The sequence below is a fragment of the Fibrivirga algicola genome (genome assembly GCF_011742925.1).
Lineage (GTDB): Bacteria > Bacteroidota > Bacteroidia > Cytophagales > Spirosomataceae > Fibrella > Fibrella algicola.
This window is the reverse complement of record NZ_WAEL01000005.1, coordinates 303,496-319,721: the sequence shown is the minus strand read 5'-3', so window position 1 is coordinate 319,721 and position 16,226 is coordinate 303,496. Positions and strand designations below refer to the sequence as shown.

The window sequence follows — 16,226 nt, the reverse complement described above, 5'->3', positions numbered from 1 at the left end:
AATTTAACCCAGGCTTTTTACGTGTAGTTACAACCATCCTTGGTTCGATTGAGTCTACCTAAAAAGTCGTTGTCATGAAACCGATTCATCTGTGCGTACTGCTCGTGTTTGTAGCCGGTTGCCAACCAGAACCAGTTGCTACTCAAACATATACACAACAAGGGGGGATTGTTAAAATTAGTGTGGCAACGCGGGGCTCCTACCAGTTCATTCTTCAGCCAGACGGTGACGATCCTGCTAAAAAATACCTGGTGACTAATTATGCCGATAGCCTAAAAAGCTATTTCCTAACCCAGAACAGCGCCGTTTCCGAACTGCCGGTCGTTTTTAGCGGCACGACCTCGGCAAATCGGCAGACCGTTTATCAGCCCGCCCCAAACGACGTTCCGGTGCCTGCTTACGACTTGCCCACGATCCAGCTAAGCGCCTTACGCCGCCGGTGATTCGCCAGTCACCAGCAGTAGCCGCTCCAGTTGCTGTTCTATTTCGGGCACCGATTCGTAGAGCTGTTCGTAGGAGTCGATCACAAAGTACTGCTGCTGAAAGCGGTCAATTACATAGGGCGTTTGTAACAGCGTAGCCACATCGTAATTGGTGCGGCGGGGTACGTCGCTTTCCAATGCATAGATCGTTTCGCCCGGCGACGATAGGATGCCTCCCCCGTAAATACGCAATTGGCCGTTCTCGCGAATGAGCCCAAACTCAACAGTATACCAATACAAACGGGCAATCATGTCGATTGTCTCTTCATGGTCGACGTGCTTGAGGGCAATACGACTCAACGCAGCCAAGAAATCGCAGAAATGCTGGTTTGTCAGTACAGGTACATGCCCGAACGTGTCGTGAAACATGTCAGGTTCGGGTAGGTAATCGAGCTGCTCGCGGGTACGTAGCCAGGTCGTGGCAGGAAACTGGCGGTCGGCCATCAACTCAAAAAATTCCCGGTTTCCGATCAAGCCCGGCACTGCCACCACGCGCCAGCCCGTAAGCGGCAGCAAACGCGGATTCAGATCCCGCTCAAAGTCAGGTATGGCTTCGTTAGGGAACCCCGTCGCCACAATACCGTCCATGTAAGCCTGCGAGGCACGCCCCGGCAACCGGTGCATTTGTCGCCGAAACAACATTCCCCAAACGGCCTGATCGTCGGGGGTGTAAGCGGAATAGTTCTGAATCATGATGAAGGAAGTTTAAGGTTCGGGGTTTGTCATTTGACGTTGTGTTGCTTATCAACCAACGTCTGATTTAGCAGCGTAACATCAGACGACAAATCCCGAACCTCCAACCAGTTAAAGCGTTCCTCGCACTTCCTGTTCGCGTTCGATGGCTTCGAAGAGCGCTTTGAAATTACCTTTCCCGAACGAGCGGGCACCTTTCCGCTGAATGATCTCAAAAAACAGGGTAGGCCGTGGGCAAATTGGCTTGGTGAAAATCTGGAGCAGGTACCCCTCCTCGTCGCGGTCGACCAGAATACCCAGCGAGCGGAGTGTGTCAATTTCTTCATCGATCTGGCCAACGCGCTCCTTCAGGTCGTCGTAGTAGACCTCCGGGACCCGCAGAAACTCTACACCCCGGTCGCGCAGTGCAGTTACCGTTTCCACAATATTGTCGGTCGCTACGGCCATGTGCTGAATACCGGCACCACCATAAAAATCAATGTATTCCTCGATCTGCGACTTCTTCTTGCCTTCGGCGGGCTCGTTGATCGGGAATTTCACCCGGCCGTTGCCGTTACTCATCACCTTACTCATCAGCGCTGTGTAATCGGTCGAAATATCATTATCGTCGAACGAGACCAGCTGGCTGAATCCAAGCACGTTGGCGTAGAAAGCCACCCACTCGTTCATCTCGTTCCAGCCCACGTTGCCCACCATGTGGTCTACGTAGTTCAGGCCAACCGGCGCTGGCTGATAGGCGGGCTGCCAGGCTTCGTAGCCGGGCAAAAAGGCTCCGGCATAGTGGGTACGTTCCACAAAGAGGTGCACCGTGTCACCGTAGGTATGAATGCCCGAACGCACCACGTACCCATGCACGTCTTCATCGCGAACGGGCTCCATAAACGGCTTCGCCCCGCGTTTGGTAGTTTCCAGAAAAGCCTGCCGGGCATCGTCGACCCAGAACGCCACCACCCGAACACCGTCGCCATGCAGGTCGATATGTCGGCCAATGTCGCTGCCGCCGTGAAGCGGCGAGGTCAGCACCAGCCTGATTTTCCCCTGCTGAAGTACGTATGATTCCCGATCACGTAGCCCCGTTGATAAACCGGCATGCGCAACCGGCTGAAAACCAAAGGCAGTCTGAAAAAAGTGCGCCGACTGCCGGGCGTTACCAACGTACATTTCAACATAATCGGTCCCATTGAGCGGCAAAAAGTCGGTAGCCGCATTCGGGGTGGCGGCTTCGCCAATTTGAGCAACCTCAGGCTCCAGCAGCAGTGTATTATCCATGGCATTGGTGGGTTCTGGCAGTTGCCTGAGTTGCTTGCTAACCCGGGCAACTGCCAGAACCCTGTTCGTTGATGAAGGTAATTAGCTTAACAATTATTTGTTTAGCACACAATTATAACATGAATGCCCGTCGTTTTGTATATAATCCAGATAAACTATTTTTAAACGGCGACACTATCGCTGCCAATGAGGCCACCTTACCCTGTACGGCAAGCTATCAGGTACGTATCCAGGCCTTATTGGCAGGCTAATTCTTTCTTTTGGCTAAAACCCGGTATGGGCTTGTCAGTTACATTTGCCAGACGAAAGCGTGTATCCGCTCTTTCGCCCTTCACCCCGCTCCAGGCGGACCGATTCGTTCTGTATGAAACCTACTCTTTTGATTCTCGCGGCCGGCATGGGCAGCCGCTACGGAGGCATTAAACAACTGGATCAGTTTGGCCCCAACGGCGAAACCATCATCGATTATTCCCTATACGATGCCATTCGGGCAGGTTTCGGCAAGGTCGTGTTCATTATCCGGCAGGAACTCCGTGCCGATTTCGAAGCTATCTTTTTACCTAAACTGGCGGATAAAATTGAGGTCGACTTCGCCATTCAGGCTCTCTATTCCTACGTACCTGACGACCTTGGCCCGGTGCAGCGTACCAAGCCCTGGGGCACAGGGCACGCCATGCTCTGCGCCAAAGAGCACACGCAAACGCCCTTCGCCGTTATCAACGCCGACGATTTCTACGGCCGGGAAGCGTTCCAGGTGATGGGCAATTTCTTGCAAAATGACACTAATGACAGCTTGCACGCCATGGTGGGCTATGAGGTAAAGAACACCCTGTCGGATTTCGGCTCGGTTTCGCGGGGCGTATGTGCCACCGATGCTGCTGACAACCTGACCTCGGTAGTAGAGCGTACCAAGATTTACCGCAAAGACGACGTTATCGTATACGAAGAAGCGGATGGTCTTACGCCGCTCGATCCGCAAACACCAGTGTCGATGAACTTCTGGGGCTTCAAGCCCGGTGTGTTTGCCCACGTGCAAAGCCAGTTTGAGACCTACGCCCGCGCCAACTTCGACATTCCGAAAGCGGAGTTCTACATCCCTACCGTAATGATGCAACTGATTCAGACCAACGAAGGAGCCTGCCGGGTATTCCGTAGCCAGTCGGAATGGTTTGGAGTAACGTACCCGGAAGACAAACCAACGGTGAAAAAGTCGTTTCAGCGCCTGCACGATAGCGGTGCTTACCCCGATCAGCTCTGGGCGTAGCGAGCCGCTTTTAAGGGTACTCGGATTGTACAGAGTTAAACCGATTTGCGTGAATTTTCGGAATCCTGACAGGTCTTTACGGTGTCTCATCTACCGACTCGCCTGGATCCAGCTATCCGCGTAAATTCCCTCCTATCTGGCCAATCAGCGTACCATCATCACTTGATCTTGTGGGCGTATTTTAGTAAATTTGATAGAATCACAACGGCAGCAAACAACCTGCTAATGAACTATGCGTAAGGAGATTATAAGCGGCACAAACGAAGGCATGTCGGCGACCGAGAAGGAGATCGAACGCGCCCTTCGTCCGTTGTCGTTCGAGGATTTTACGGGCCAGGCTAAAGTGCTCGAAAACCTCGAAGTATTTGTAAAAGCGGCCATGATGCGCGGCGATGCCCTCGACCATGTGCTACTGCATGGCCCGCCGGGTTTGGGTAAAACAACCCTCTCCCACATCATCGCCAACGAATTGGGGGCCAATATCAAAATGACGTCGGGCCCGGTGCTCGACAAGCCCAGCGATCTGGCTGGTTTGCTGACCAACCTACAGCAAAACGACGTACTCTTTATTGACGAGATACACCGGCTCAACCCTATTGTGGAAGAGTACCTATACTCGGCCATGGAGGATTACAAGATCGACATCATGCTCGATTCGGGCCCAAATGCCCGGTCGGTCCAGATCAAGCTGAATCCGTTTACGCTGATCGGCGCTACCACGCGTGCAGGCATGCTCACGGCGCCATTGCGCGCCCGGTTTGGCATCAGCAGCCGCCTGGAGTATTATGATGCGAAATTACTGACGAGCATTGTGCAACGGTCGTCGCACATTCTGGCCACCCCTATTGATGAGAAAGGCGCCTATGAGATCGCCCGTCGTAGCCGCGGCACGCCACGTATCGCCAACAACCTGCTGCGCCGTACCCGTGACTTTGCCCAGGTACGTGGCAACGGCATTATCAACGTCGACATTGCCGAGATTGCGCTGAATGCCCTGGAAGTTGACCAGCACGGCCTTGATGAGATGGACAACCGGATCCTGTCGACTATTATCGAGAAGTTTAAAGGTGGCCCGGTGGGTTTATCGACCATTGCTACCGCCTGCGGTGAAGAGTCGGAAACGATCGAGGAAGTCTATGAGCCTTTTCTAATTCAGGAAGGTTTTCTGAAACGTACCTCACGGGGCCGTGAAGCAACCGAAAAAGCCTATTTCCACCTGGGTGTAGTACCACAAACCCGAAATGGTGAATTATTTGGCTGATGCCTCCGAACAAAAAGGCCCGCTACTAGCGGGCCTTTTTTATTATACCAAAATCTTACTCTGGTAAATACAGTCAATGACATTAGCAACTGAGGTATCGACCAGAAAATAGTAAATATTTTTACCACTCCGTCTAATCTCAAGTATTCCCTTGTCACGCATGTTAATCAGATGATGAGAGATCAACGACTGCTCAGCATTCAGGTTTTTATAAATCGTTGATACGTTCATCTCCTTATTCTCTTGGAGCATAAGGATAATCTTGATTCGAAGCGGGTGGGCTACAGCCTTAAGTACATAAGCCGCCTTCTCAATCTTCTTCTCGTCTTCCATTGTTCATTTGTTATTTATTGGTGGGGATTGGGGAACGCACAGTGAAAGTACTCAGTCATCCATAACTTACCTATACGTTCATATTGCAACCGGACGGGCAATTTATTTAAAGGAAGAAATGATCTTTTGTTCTTACTGACGAATAAATATACTCATGGTCACATATGTTGGCGAGATAGTTGTCACTTACTGCCTTTCCAGCCAATCAGAAGAACACCAGCCAGGACAAATGCAGTGCCAACGAGCTGATATATTGATATATGCTCATTCAATAAGACAGAAGCAAGAACAATAGTAAAAACAGGGCCTATACTGCCAATAATCGACGTGTTGCCTGAGCCAACTCGTTTTATTCCCTCAGCAATCAGGAACGTTGGAATGACCGTATTCAGCAACGCCATGGCAAAACCAATAATATAGACAGGTGTAGGAAAAATACTCAGATCGCCTCCTTTGATAAGAACTCGATGCAGAACGGTTGGCACGGTGGCCGCAAGCATCGCGTAGCAGGTATACCGTTGCGAGCCTAAACGGGCAATCATAGGATCGCTGCCAACCAGATATACAGCGTATACCAATCCACTAAGTACTACCCAGAACGTACCCAGCCACACAGCTTTCGGTGGCGATCCACCAGTTAAGTGTGGCAAAAACGCGAGCATAATTCCTGAATAGGTTAGCGCGAGTGCCATCCACTGTAGCATCGTTACGCGATTCTTTAGCAGAAAGACATTCATGAGCAACACGAAAGTGGGGTACGTAAACAGGAGAATACGCTCCAGGCTAGCATCAATGTAGACAAGCCCCAGAAAGTTAAAATAACTGGCAGCGTAATAGCCTGTTACGCCTAGAATGGCTACCAACCCCCAATGCTTCGGCGTCATTGGAGCAGGCGGCAACCGTTGCGACAGCCAGAACAACGTACCTGCGTAGAACGGAAGTGCGAATAGCATTCGCAGCGTCAGCAACGACAGCGCATCAACCCCATAGTGATACGCCAGTTTGATCATGACGCCTTTGAGCGCAAAACAGAAGGCTGCCACAAACACACAGACAGCGCCAATCCAATACCGCACTCGCGGAGAAGCCGCAGCAGCTTTTAACTCAGAAATAGACACAGCGATACTGAAAAAAGTGTATTACTAAAAATGGCTCTGTCAAATCACCGATCGGTGCCTTTGCAGAGCCATTTTTAGTAATACACCTAGTAGACTATATTCATTCCCCTATTTCTGGCGGAAGAACAGCGTGAGGGGCACGCCCTCAAAATCGAAGTGCTCGCGGAGTTTGTTCTCCAGGAAGCGCTCATACGATTCTTTGATGTATTGAGGCAAGTTACAGAAGAAAATAAACGTTGGCGACGGCGTAGGCACCTGAAGCATATACTTGATCTTCACGTATTTGCCTTTTATAGCCGGTGGCGGATACGCCTCAATCTCCGGCTGGATCAGCTCGTTGATCTTCGAGGTGGCAATGCGTTTGTTTTTGTTCTCGTATACCTGCATCGCTTTTTCCATTACCTGGAAAATACGCTGCTTCTCGTGCACCGACGTGAAAATGATGGGCAGGTAATCGATCGGGGCCATACGCTGGTTGATCTCTTTTTTCCAGACATCAGCCGTCTTATGATCCTTCTCAATGGCATCCCACTTATTCACCATGATTACCACGCCTTTCTTGGCTTTCACCGCCTGCCCAATGATTGTCATATCCTGGCTTTCCAGGCCGCGCGTTGCATCAAGCATCACAATACATACATCCGACGCTTCCATAGCCTTGATGGTCCGGAGCGTTGAATAGAACTCGATGTTGTCGCTAACTCGGGCTTTCCGCCGCAGGCCAGCGGTATCCGTCAGAATAAAATCTTTACCAAACGCTTTATACCGTGTGTTGGTAGCGTCGCGGGTGGTACCGGCAATATCGGTCACAATATTCCGCTCCTTGCCAAGCAGCGTATTCACAAATGACGATTTGCCCACGTTGGGCCGACCGATGATGGCGATGCGCGGAATACCTGCGTCGGGGTCTTCCTCTTCTCCCTGTGGAAAATGCTTCACCACTTCGTCGAGCAGATCGCCAGTACCCGTACCGGTCTGGGCCGAAACCGGATACGGATCACCCATACCCAGGGCGTAGAACTCAGCCGCTGCCTGATTCCGTTCAGTTGTTTCAGCCTTGTTCGCCACCAGAAATACAGGCTTCTTCGAGCGGCGCAGTACATCGGCGAAGTCATCATCCAGAGGGCTCAGGCCGCTCATGGTATCGACTACAAACAAGACAACCGTGGCCTCGTCAAGGGCAATCTGTACCTGCTCGCGGATTGCTTCCTCAAACACGTCTTCTGAGCCTACAACGTACCCACCCGTGTCAATCACGGTAAAGAAATGGTCGGTCCACTCGGCCCGCCCATAGTGCCGGTCGCGCGTCACGCCCGACTGGTTATCCATAATGGCCACCCGTTGCTCAATCAGTCGATTGAACAGCGTCGATTTACCCACGTTGGGGCGACCTACAATTGCTACAATATTTGCCATTTTTCCAATGGAAGTTTCTGGTACCAAGATTCAGGTATCAAGTGCGTTGCTTACCAACCAAACGGTGATTGAGCGAAGCACTTGATACCTGATACTTGATACCAGAGACTCCTCGTTTTATTCATCGTAACCCAACCGGCGGAGCATACGCTCTTTCTGGCGCCAGTCTGGTTCTACTTTGACGTGTGTTTCTAAAAAGACTTTTTTACCGAAGAAGCGTTCCAGTTCTTCGCGGGCCATTATGCCCGTTTTCTTAATCATGCTGCCTTTTTCACCCAGCAGAATGGCCCGTTGGGTGGGACGCTCCACCAGAATCTCGGCAGAAATCACAAGCATATCCTCCCGGTCTTTAAATCCGGTAACGATCACCTCTGAGCTGTAGGGCACTTCTTTCTTGTAGTTTAGAAAGATCTTCTCCCGAATAATCTCCGACGCAAAGAACCGCTCGGACTTGTCGGTCAGTTCATCGTCGGGGAAATAGGCCGGGTGCGTTGGCAGATACCGTATGATATCGTCGAAAAGGCGGTCGAGGTTGAAACCATTAAGGGCAGAGATCGGAATGATCTCGGTAGCCTTGCGTGGTGCACCAGGTGCCTGCCCCGCCTCGGTTGACTCAGTGGCTTCATCAGCAACGGGCTCTTCATCCAGTTCGTGCTCTTCGGCCAGCTCGGCAATATCTGGGTCAGCAACCACTGCGGCTTCATCGATGACGGCATAACCGCCAACCTCGAAGTGCTCTTCCCAATACTGAATTTTGGCTTCCACCTCTTCGGGTGTGGCCTGGTCGATCTTATTAATCAGCAGAATGATGGGTACGTTCGCGTACTTCAGTCGCTTGATAACATCGTCTTCATCGTGCCGCTCGAAAATATCCGTTACAAACAAAATAACGTCTGCATCTTCGAGCGAACCACGCACGAAACTCATCATCGACTCATGAAGCTTATACTTCGGCTGAATGATGCCGGGCGTATCCGAGTAAACGAGTTGAAACGGCTGTCCGTTGTGATTGCCGTTCAGAATGCCCATGATCCGGTGGCGGGTGGTTTGGGCTTTGGCAGTGATAATCGACAGGCGCTCGCCTATCAACTGGTTCATGAGGGTCGATTTACCGACGTTCGGCTTACCAACGATACTCACGAACCCTGATTTGAAACCGTCTGCGGCACGATTATCCGCTGCCGCCAGGTTCTCCGGAAGTTTATTTCCGGGGGGTTGTATGTCAGGTGATCCCATATTGGTCTATTAACCAATGGCTTTGAGGTGAAAGCCGTGCCTTTTGTTTCCCAACGAAAGGTGGCCAGAAAAAATATTTTTACAAAGGTAGTTGAATTTCTTGAAATCAGTCTTACATTTGCACTCCCAACACCGCGGGATGGAGCAGTTGGTAGCTCGTTGGGCTCATAACCCAAAGGTCGCTGGTTCGAGTCCAGCTCCCGCTACTAAGAAAACCCCTAATTATCTAAATAGCAGATAATTAGGGGTTTCTTCGTTTATGGCGTGTACGGAATGGTGTACGGAATACAGCGATACAACAACTGTTTTTTGAATTGCTTCAAACCTCGTCAATATCAAGTTTGTTTAGCTTAGCTGTATAAACTAACCTCGCTTGCCTAATTGTTAAGAAATGTAAAGCTCTTTCCCTTATACCTTTTGCCGTGAACGATTAAGCATTTCTTGGAACTTTAGCTACTAGCTTCTCGCGAGATCAATAATATCTAGCGTTATAACGGGATAATGCAAATACCCTTGAACGTCGCTCATGAAGTATAGTTCAAGTGTACAGTTCGGGAAATTGGTATAAATATTTGATTGATACCTTTTTCTCTACTCAAGTCAGCAAAACGCCTTCTAAGCTATTCCTTCAGTCAAGTACGCTTCCCGCTATTTAATACTTAGAAGATATCTAGCGAGAATACTTATAAAAGTCGATATGAGTACCCAAATGAATCTAACTCTGATATCCTTTGAAATACTTTTGTTTCCATTTTCAATATCAGCCTTAGCATTATAATCCCCTCTAGTAATCAAAAAACTACTGTGATGCCTGTAAGAATCTATCTTTTTGTCAAGCCATTTAGCCATTGGCCTCCCAATTATTTGGCCAACTACAAATAAAGATATTGTTGATACTATGATAATTTGAATATTAGGAATATTTAGTCTTAAATAAAATAATGGTTCAGTTCCCGGCGCTTTTAGGCAGAGTAAGAACATAACTAATAAAAGAATTGAGATACCATTGCCAACTATGTTCAGTATAGTAGACTGATATCTTTCGAGAAATTTTTGAAAAGGCAGCGCTAATTTAGGAGCATTTTTGAGTCCTTCATACCACGACTCAGCATGAGCTAAAATTTCAGTGGATATAACAGGATTAATAAAATCTATCTTACAACTTCCTTCAGCCTGTAACTCCAACAATTCAGATCTATTATCTGATGACATCACTACATGAAATATGTCCTGAGGTGGAATATTACTTCCAATGCGAATCTTTACAGTGTGCTTTTGGGGAAGTTGATGCATTGGCAATTTGATATAGAAGATCCAAGTAATCGCCAGCGATTTAATAATACCATTGATTGAATTCCAATCTTCTCTAGAAAATTCATGCCAATTTGAATACTCCTTGATCTTATTTTTACCTATAACTAAGTTCAAAGAAATTGAATTTCCAAAGTCTTCATAGTTTTCAATCTTTCTCATTATTAGCTCATGAAGACTTCTTATATCGCCTATTTCAATAATCTTACTTCCTTTAAATAAGATAATATCTGTATCAGGCTTTGCATTATAAGTGTAAATAATTGCTTTAAAGTTATCTAAACTTAAAGCAAGGCCATTTGGATTAGAAGCATCCGAATTTGTTGAACTTAGTGCTTTTGGGTCTTCTGTCATAAGACTTATTGGTCAAAGTGAAGGCCTTAAGGTATGAATTATCTGAATAATGACAGTATAAGTGAAGCTCTATATTCTCACATAGTTGCGTTTATACCTTCGTTTATGGCATCTGAGAATATAAATAGCTCAATCTTCAAGCCCGTCACGTTTGGCGATTCCTCCTAACCATGCTGGTTTGCCTCTTAATGGTTTGATCTCAGCTTGTGCGGTAATATCCACAGTGGTCAGTTTGGGTAGAATGTATGGCAGTAACGCCGTTAGCAGTTTAGCCCGGTCGTTTGGTCCCATTTCGGCCAACGTATCGGGTAGCTCATCAATAGTGGTTTGTAGAATACCCTGTAATTTCTCGCGTAACTCTTTAGTGGCGTGGTTTGGAGTTCCGGCTGTGCGTCCCCCTGTTTTAGCTCTTTTCATGGTGTGGCATCAATCTTAGGTCAGTTAGGCCGGTTCTACACTTCCATCAGGATAGCGGTAGTACTTGCGGGTGATTCCATTGCTGAAGCAATCTATATGGTACGTCGGTTCGCTAGGGTCCGCTGGTACGGCCTGTTCATCCTCACTTAGATTTAGGGTAATGTGAATGGGTTCTTGCAGTTGCCGCAAGGTATCGAGTTGGGCGGCAGTTGTCGTTCCATTCACCAACGATTGCAGCAAAGCCAGTTTTTGGGCGCGGTTAATAACTCTCACTGCGTTCACCTACTTTGGTCAAGGCTTTTTCTAACAGGTCGTCTATCTGTTCATCTGACAGCGTAGACATATCTATCTTCTGTTCCCGCTGCTTTGGTACTACGTACTCCATCAGCTTCAGATACGCCGCTATTCGATCTTTAGGCTCTAATATTTGCAGGTCATAAGCTATGTTATCGAACCGCTCATCCATAAGGGTAGCAATCCGGCTTTTCAGGTTGCCAGTTATTTTATTAGGCGTTCCAACTGTACGCCCTCCCGTCTTCTTTCCGTGTGCCATTTATCTAAAGTAGATGAATTTAGAAAAGACTATCAATGCGCCTTGTGAGGCTGGCAAATGAGCTTGTTTGTCTATTGACCTTACGCTACATTCGCTTCTCTTAAAGATACAAAAAATGCTGCTGAAGTCCCTCACCCCTACTGAATCCCTTGACAAAGCGTATCGGCTCCAATCAGGCAACCGTGAACAGATCGACCGCTTTAAACTTAGTTTTGTCAAGCTGTTGGGCCTTATCAACGAAAAGGAGAGTGAGGAAAATGTAAAGGGGCATTTGATGGACTTTCTGAAAGAGGTCTATTATAGAGACACCCACATCGTAGCACCCAAAGGCAAGACAGATTTTGTCATTCATGCCGGGAAAGATGCGACTACACCGGCCGGGGTGCTATTTGAAGTGAAACGACCCGCTAACCGGGGCGAAATGATTACCCGCCAAAACCTGAACGCTAAAGCCTTTCACGAACTACTGCTATATTATTTCCGGGAACGCTTAGACGCTCATAATAACGACATTCGGTACTGTGTAATAACCAACGTATATGAGTGGTTCATTTTTGATGCAGCGATGATTGATCGGGTATTCTTTCGGAACGTTCAGTTAGCCAAAGACTACAAAGCCTGGGCAAGTGGTCAGAAAGTCAGCATTAATAACGACCTGTTTTATAATGAGATTGCAAAACCATTTTTGGCGGCTCTTAATGAGGAACTACCCTTTACCTACTTTGACCTACGGGACTTTCAAACTATTGTTACCGATAGTGACCCGGCCAACGATAAAGCCCTGCTACCGCTTTATAAGGTACTATCCCCTACTCACCTACTGAAGTTGCCAACGGCCACGGACAGTAACCGGCTTAACCCTAAGTTTTACGCTGAACTCCTACACCTGATTGGGTTGGAAGAGGTAAAAGACGGAGGTAAGAAAGTGATACGGCGCAAAGAAGCCGGGAAACGGGATGAGGGGTCACTATTAGAAAACGCCCTAGCTGAACTGGACTCATCAGGCAAGTTCTATCAACTACACGACCGGGGGCAATACGGGGCCAACATTGATGAGCAAATGTTCAGCGTTGCGCTGGAGTTGTGCATTACGTGGATTAACCGGGTGCTATTCCTGAAGCTGCTGGAATCGCAGTTAGTGACCTATCATAACGGTAATAAAGACTATGCTTTTTTGAACCGGGAAACGATACCGGATTTTGACGAACTGAATAAACTGTTCTTTCGGGTATTGGCCCGCAAACCATCCGAACGACAAGCCACTATACAAGCTAAGTTTGGGCGGGTCCCCTACTTGAACAGTTCGCTGTTTGAGATCACTGACTTAGAGAATGATACGTTGGGCATCAATCAGCTTGACAACGGCCAAACCTTGCCACTGTTGCGCCAAAGTGTGCTGAATGATAACCAGACTTATCGGACTGCCAAAGCCTTACCTACGCTAGCTTATCTGTTTGCTTTTTTAGAGGCGTATGATTTTGCTTCTGAGAGCCGTGAAGTAATACAGGAAAAGAACCAGACACTGATAAACGCCTCTGTGCTGGGGCTGATCTTTGAGAAGATTAACGGCTATAAAGACGGGTCATTCTATACGCCGGGGTTCATTACCGAATATATGTGCCGCGAAACCATCCGTAGGGCGGTGGTACAAAAGTTCAACGATGCCAAAGGATGGGACTGTGCCGACTTTGCCGCACTGGAAAACAAAGACCTTGACAGGGCTGAAGCAAACGCCCTTATAAACGAAATACGCATCTGTGATCCCGCCGTTGGGTCGGGTCACTTTCTGGTATCGGCTTTAAACGAACTGATTGCCGTGAAGTCTGATTTGGGCATACTACAGGACCAAACCGGTAAACGGATAAAAGATTATACCGTTAGCATTCTGAATGATGAGTTGATTGTTCAGGACGAGGACGAACTACCGTTTCAGTATGTGTTGGGGGTAACTGACAAACCTACGGCCGAACGCCAACGGGTGCAAAAGACGCTGTTTCACGAGAAACAGACCATCATTGAAAACTGCCTGTTTGGCGTTGATATTAACCCCAACTCCGTAAAGATTTGCCGGTTACGGCTCTGGATTGAGTTACTTAAGAATGCCTACTACACCGACAAATCAGGCTTTACCGAACTGGAAACGCTACCCAACATCGACATCAACATTAAACAGGGTAATAGTCTGTTGAGTAAGTTTAGCCTGACTGAAGACTTGAGCGACGTATTCAGGAAACAGAAGTTTTCGCTACGTACCTACAAAGACGCGGTAGCAGCCTATAAAGAGGCAAAGAGTAAAGAAGCTAAAGCCGATCTATTGCGGTTCATTAATGAGATCAAAAGCCAGTTCCGCGAAACGGTGTCTAACCGCGATCCAAAACGAAAAAAGATAGCCGACCTACGGGGCCAACGGGTACTTTTAGCCAATAACATTGATATGTTCGGCAACCCAATCAAAGACCCTAAGTTGGTAGCAGTTGAGATCATCCGAACAGAAAAGTACATTGAGCAAATTGAAGCTGAAATTGCTGCCATTGAAAACAACGCATCGTATCGGGGTTCGTTTGAATGGCGGTTTGAGTTTCCCGAAGTGCTGAATGATAAAGGCGACTTTGTAGGCTTTGATGCTGTGATTGGCAATCCGCCGTACAAAATGATACAACCTCATAATACCTCTGAGAATGAGATTGCTTTAATGAGAAAGTCGTTTGAAATCGCAGACTTCAAAATTGACTTATTTCATTTATTCTATCAGGCAGGTGTCAATATTTTAATTTCAAACGGTCTTCTATCATACATCACTCCAAGTAGTCTATTAAACAATGTATATGTCTCAAAACTAAGAAAGTGGCTCATTGATCGAAACCAAGTTATTTTGATAGGGGTAGCTGAGCAAAAGGTTTTCGCTGATGCAGATGTACATACGGCAATCTTTATGTTTCACAAGTGTAGTGAGGTTAAGCCGAACTTCAGAATCAAGTTAACAACTGAATTAGAAATCGCCATTCAGGGAGAAGAAAAGTTTCGAGAAATCGAACAAATAAAATTCGGTTCAGATATTAATGGAATATGGAATTTATTAGTTGATGAGAGTAATTATCAAATAATTCATAAGATTAATGCTTTCACACCATTAAGTAAATTAGCGGTCATTAATAGAGGGCTTATAACAGGAGATAGAAATAAATACTTTTCGGCTTCTCAGTTAGATATAAGATACGTTCCTATACTTACCGGTGGAGATATATTCAGGTATCGTAACAATGAACCTGCTGAATACGTACTGTTTATAAAGCCAAAAACATCGGGCGGTTGTTGGGATAGGGCTGTTCACCTAAGTACTCACAAAATTTGCATTCGACAAATTGGCAAAGAGCCTACTGCTACTCTCATTAGTCATCCTTATGCTGTAACAGGCAATATTTTTACAGTTATTGCACAATCTGAGAAATTAGAGTCGTATATTTTAGGCTTAATCAACTCTAAGTTGATTAAGTATTATTGGACTATCATGTTCTCTGATTTTAAAGATAGCTTTCCGCAAGTGACAATTGCAAGTATCTCTCAAATACCCGTTCCTAACAATAACCAGCCACTCCAAGATCAAATAACTGTGATGGTTAATCAGATCTTAACCGTCAAAGCTGCTAACCTAGCCGCTAATACATCTGCATTAGAAGGGGAAATAGACCAACTGGTTTACGCGCTGTATGGATTGACGGGAGAGGAAATAGCGATTGTAGAGGAAAAGTATTAAAGTATTTTTTGCAATTTTAAATTTGAGCACTCTTTTACTATTATGAGAACTGTTGAAATTTTAACAGCTTTAGGGTTGACAACAGCAACGCAAGTCTTGTTGTTAATAGTCATAGGATATTTTGGCAGAAGTATGATTAAATACTTTTTTAGTGAGAATATAGAAATAAAGAAAATGGAATTAAACAATGAACTTGAGACGAAGAAGCTTGAGCTAAATAAGGCCTTAGAGAGCCACAAACAATTACTCTTAGCTGACACTGAAATTTATAAACTTGATTTAAATAAAATATTAGAAAGTCACAAGAGTGAACTAGGCTTGTTAAATGCTAAGTACTCTAAACTTCACGATAAGCAATCGGAAGTAATTGCTCATCTTTACAGGCTCATAGTAAAACTTGAAGGGGATTTTCGGGCAATGACTGCTTTTATGAAAGAGGTACAGCAAGATGCAGAGAAAGAGGAAAATGAACGTATTAAGCAAGCTGGTGAGTCATTCAATGCTTATTCTTTATATTATTCAGAACACAAAATATTTTTCAATCAAGTGGTTTGTGCAAAATTAGATTCACTAAGAGAGAAATATTTTAGCACTCATTGGGACTATACATTCAACAAAAGATGGAATATTTCACCTGGTGATGGTGTATCAAGGCTACATATGAGAGATACAATTGACAAGACGATAAAGGAAGAAATTCCAGAAATTCTAAAAAATTTGGAATCAGATTTTCGAGAAATATTGACTGTGAAGTAGTTTGTTTTT

At 46.5% G+C, this 16,226-nt stretch carries 15 protein-coding genes and 1 tRNA gene; 6 read left to right on the top strand and 10 right to left on the bottom strand.

Annotated elements, in window-relative coordinates; genetic code table 11:
- The first annotated feature begins 74 nt into the window (after positions 1-74).
- A complete protein-coding gene (locus F7231_RS15435; protein WP_166692536.1) occupies positions 75-443 on the top strand; it encodes a hypothetical protein in 369 nt (122 codons plus the stop codon).
- Here F7231_RS15435 and phhA read toward each other — a convergent pair.
- Together phhA and hppD are read right to left on the bottom strand one after the other, a co-directional pair.
- Entirely contained in the window at positions 429-1,175 is a 747-nt protein-coding gene (gene phhA / locus F7231_RS15430; protein ID WP_085411310.1) for a phenylalanine 4-monooxygenase, read from the bottom strand. The two genes, F7231_RS15435 and phhA, sit on opposite strands and share 15 nt — an antisense overlap.
- 111 nt (positions 1,176-1,286) lie before the next feature.
- Positions 1,287-2,444, bottom strand: coding sequence for a 4-hydroxyphenylpyruvate dioxygenase (gene hppD, locus F7231_RS15425; RefSeq protein ID WP_166692535.1), 1,158 nt, complete (start codon positions 2,442-2,444; stop codon positions 1,287-1,289).
- A gap of 364 nt (positions 2,445-2,808) precedes the next feature.
- On the opposite strand from hppD, the gene F7231_RS15420 reads away from it, so the two are divergent.
- Together F7231_RS15420 and ruvB are read left to right on the top strand one after the other, a co-directional pair.
- On the top strand, positions 2,809-3,708 hold the full coding sequence (locus F7231_RS15420) for a nucleotidyltransferase family protein (RefSeq protein WP_166692534.1): 900 nt from the start codon (positions 2,809-2,811) through the stop codon (positions 3,706-3,708).
- A gap of 232 nt (positions 3,709-3,940) precedes the next feature.
- Entirely contained in the window at positions 3,941-4,969 is a 1,029-nt protein-coding gene (gene ruvB, locus F7231_RS15415) for a Holliday junction branch migration DNA helicase RuvB (protein ID WP_085411313.1), read from the top strand.
- A 42-nt stretch (positions 4,970-5,011) separates the two neighbouring features.
- Here the strand turns inward: ruvB and F7231_RS15410 are convergent, their stop codons facing one another.
- The 4 genes from F7231_RS15410 to F7231_RS15395 form a co-directional block, all read right to left on the bottom strand.
- The gene (locus tag F7231_RS15410) at positions 5,012-5,302 is read right to left on the bottom strand and encodes an ArsR/SmtB family transcription factor (RefSeq protein ID WP_085411314.1); all 291 of its coding nucleotides are present in this window, start codon (positions 5,300-5,302) and stop codon (positions 5,012-5,014) included.
- Positions 5,303-5,484: 182 nt separating this feature from the next.
- Positions 5,485-6,420, bottom strand: coding sequence for a DMT family transporter (locus F7231_RS27740; protein WP_310589329.1), 936 nt, complete (start codon positions 6,418-6,420; stop codon positions 5,485-5,487).
- 108 nt (positions 6,421-6,528) lie between these two features.
- Positions 6,529-7,836, bottom strand: coding sequence for a ribosome biogenesis GTPase Der (gene der / locus F7231_RS15400; RefSeq protein WP_085411315.1), 1,308 nt, complete (start codon positions 7,834-7,836; stop codon positions 6,529-6,531).
- Positions 7,837-7,953: 117 nt separating this feature from the next.
- Complete coding sequence (locus tag F7231_RS15395) at positions 7,954-9,072, bottom strand: GTPase Era (RefSeq protein ID WP_085411316.1); 1,119 nt, start codon at positions 9,070-9,072, stop codon at positions 7,954-7,956.
- A 133-nt stretch (positions 9,073-9,205) separates the two neighbouring features.
- Here F7231_RS15395 and F7231_RS15390 point away from each other — a divergent pair.
- Positions 9,206-9,278: transfer RNA gene (locus F7231_RS15390), tRNA-Met, on the top strand.
- Between the two features lie 442 nt (positions 9,279-9,720).
- On the opposite strand, the gene F7231_RS15385 is transcribed toward F7231_RS15390, so the two are convergent.
- The 4 genes from F7231_RS15385 to F7231_RS15370 form a co-directional block, all read right to left on the bottom strand.
- A complete protein-coding gene (locus tag F7231_RS15385; protein ID WP_166692533.1) occupies positions 9,721-10,737 on the bottom strand; it encodes a hypothetical protein in 1,017 nt (338 codons plus the stop codon).
- Positions 10,738-10,866: 129 nt separating this feature from the next.
- Entirely contained in the window at positions 10,867-11,154 is a 288-nt protein-coding gene (locus F7231_RS15380) for a hypothetical protein (RefSeq protein ID WP_166692532.1), read from the bottom strand.
- Between the two features lie 24 nt (positions 11,155-11,178).
- Positions 11,179-11,427, bottom strand: a complete 249-nt coding sequence (locus F7231_RS15375) for a hypothetical protein (RefSeq protein ID WP_166692531.1) — start codon at positions 11,425-11,427, stop codon at positions 11,179-11,181.
- Entirely contained in the window at positions 11,414-11,707 is a 294-nt protein-coding gene (locus tag F7231_RS15370; RefSeq protein WP_166692530.1) for a hypothetical protein, read from the bottom strand. The genes F7231_RS15375 and F7231_RS15370 overlap by 14 nt, the downstream gene beginning before the upstream one ends.
- Positions 11,708-11,822: 115 nt before the next feature.
- Here F7231_RS15370 and F7231_RS15365 point away from each other — a divergent pair, with 115 nt between their 5' ends.
- Both F7231_RS15365 and F7231_RS15360 read left to right on the top strand, forming a co-directional pair.
- Positions 11,823-15,461 (top strand): type IIG restriction enzyme/methyltransferase, encoded by a 3,639-nt coding sequence (locus tag F7231_RS15365; protein WP_166692529.1) that lies wholly within the window; start codon positions 11,823-11,825, stop codon positions 15,459-15,461.
- 42 nt (positions 15,462-15,503) lie between these two features.
- Complete coding sequence (locus F7231_RS15360) at positions 15,504-16,217, top strand: hypothetical protein (RefSeq protein WP_166692528.1); 714 nt, start codon at positions 15,504-15,506, stop codon at positions 16,215-16,217.
- Positions 16,218-16,226 lie beyond the last annotated feature (9 nt).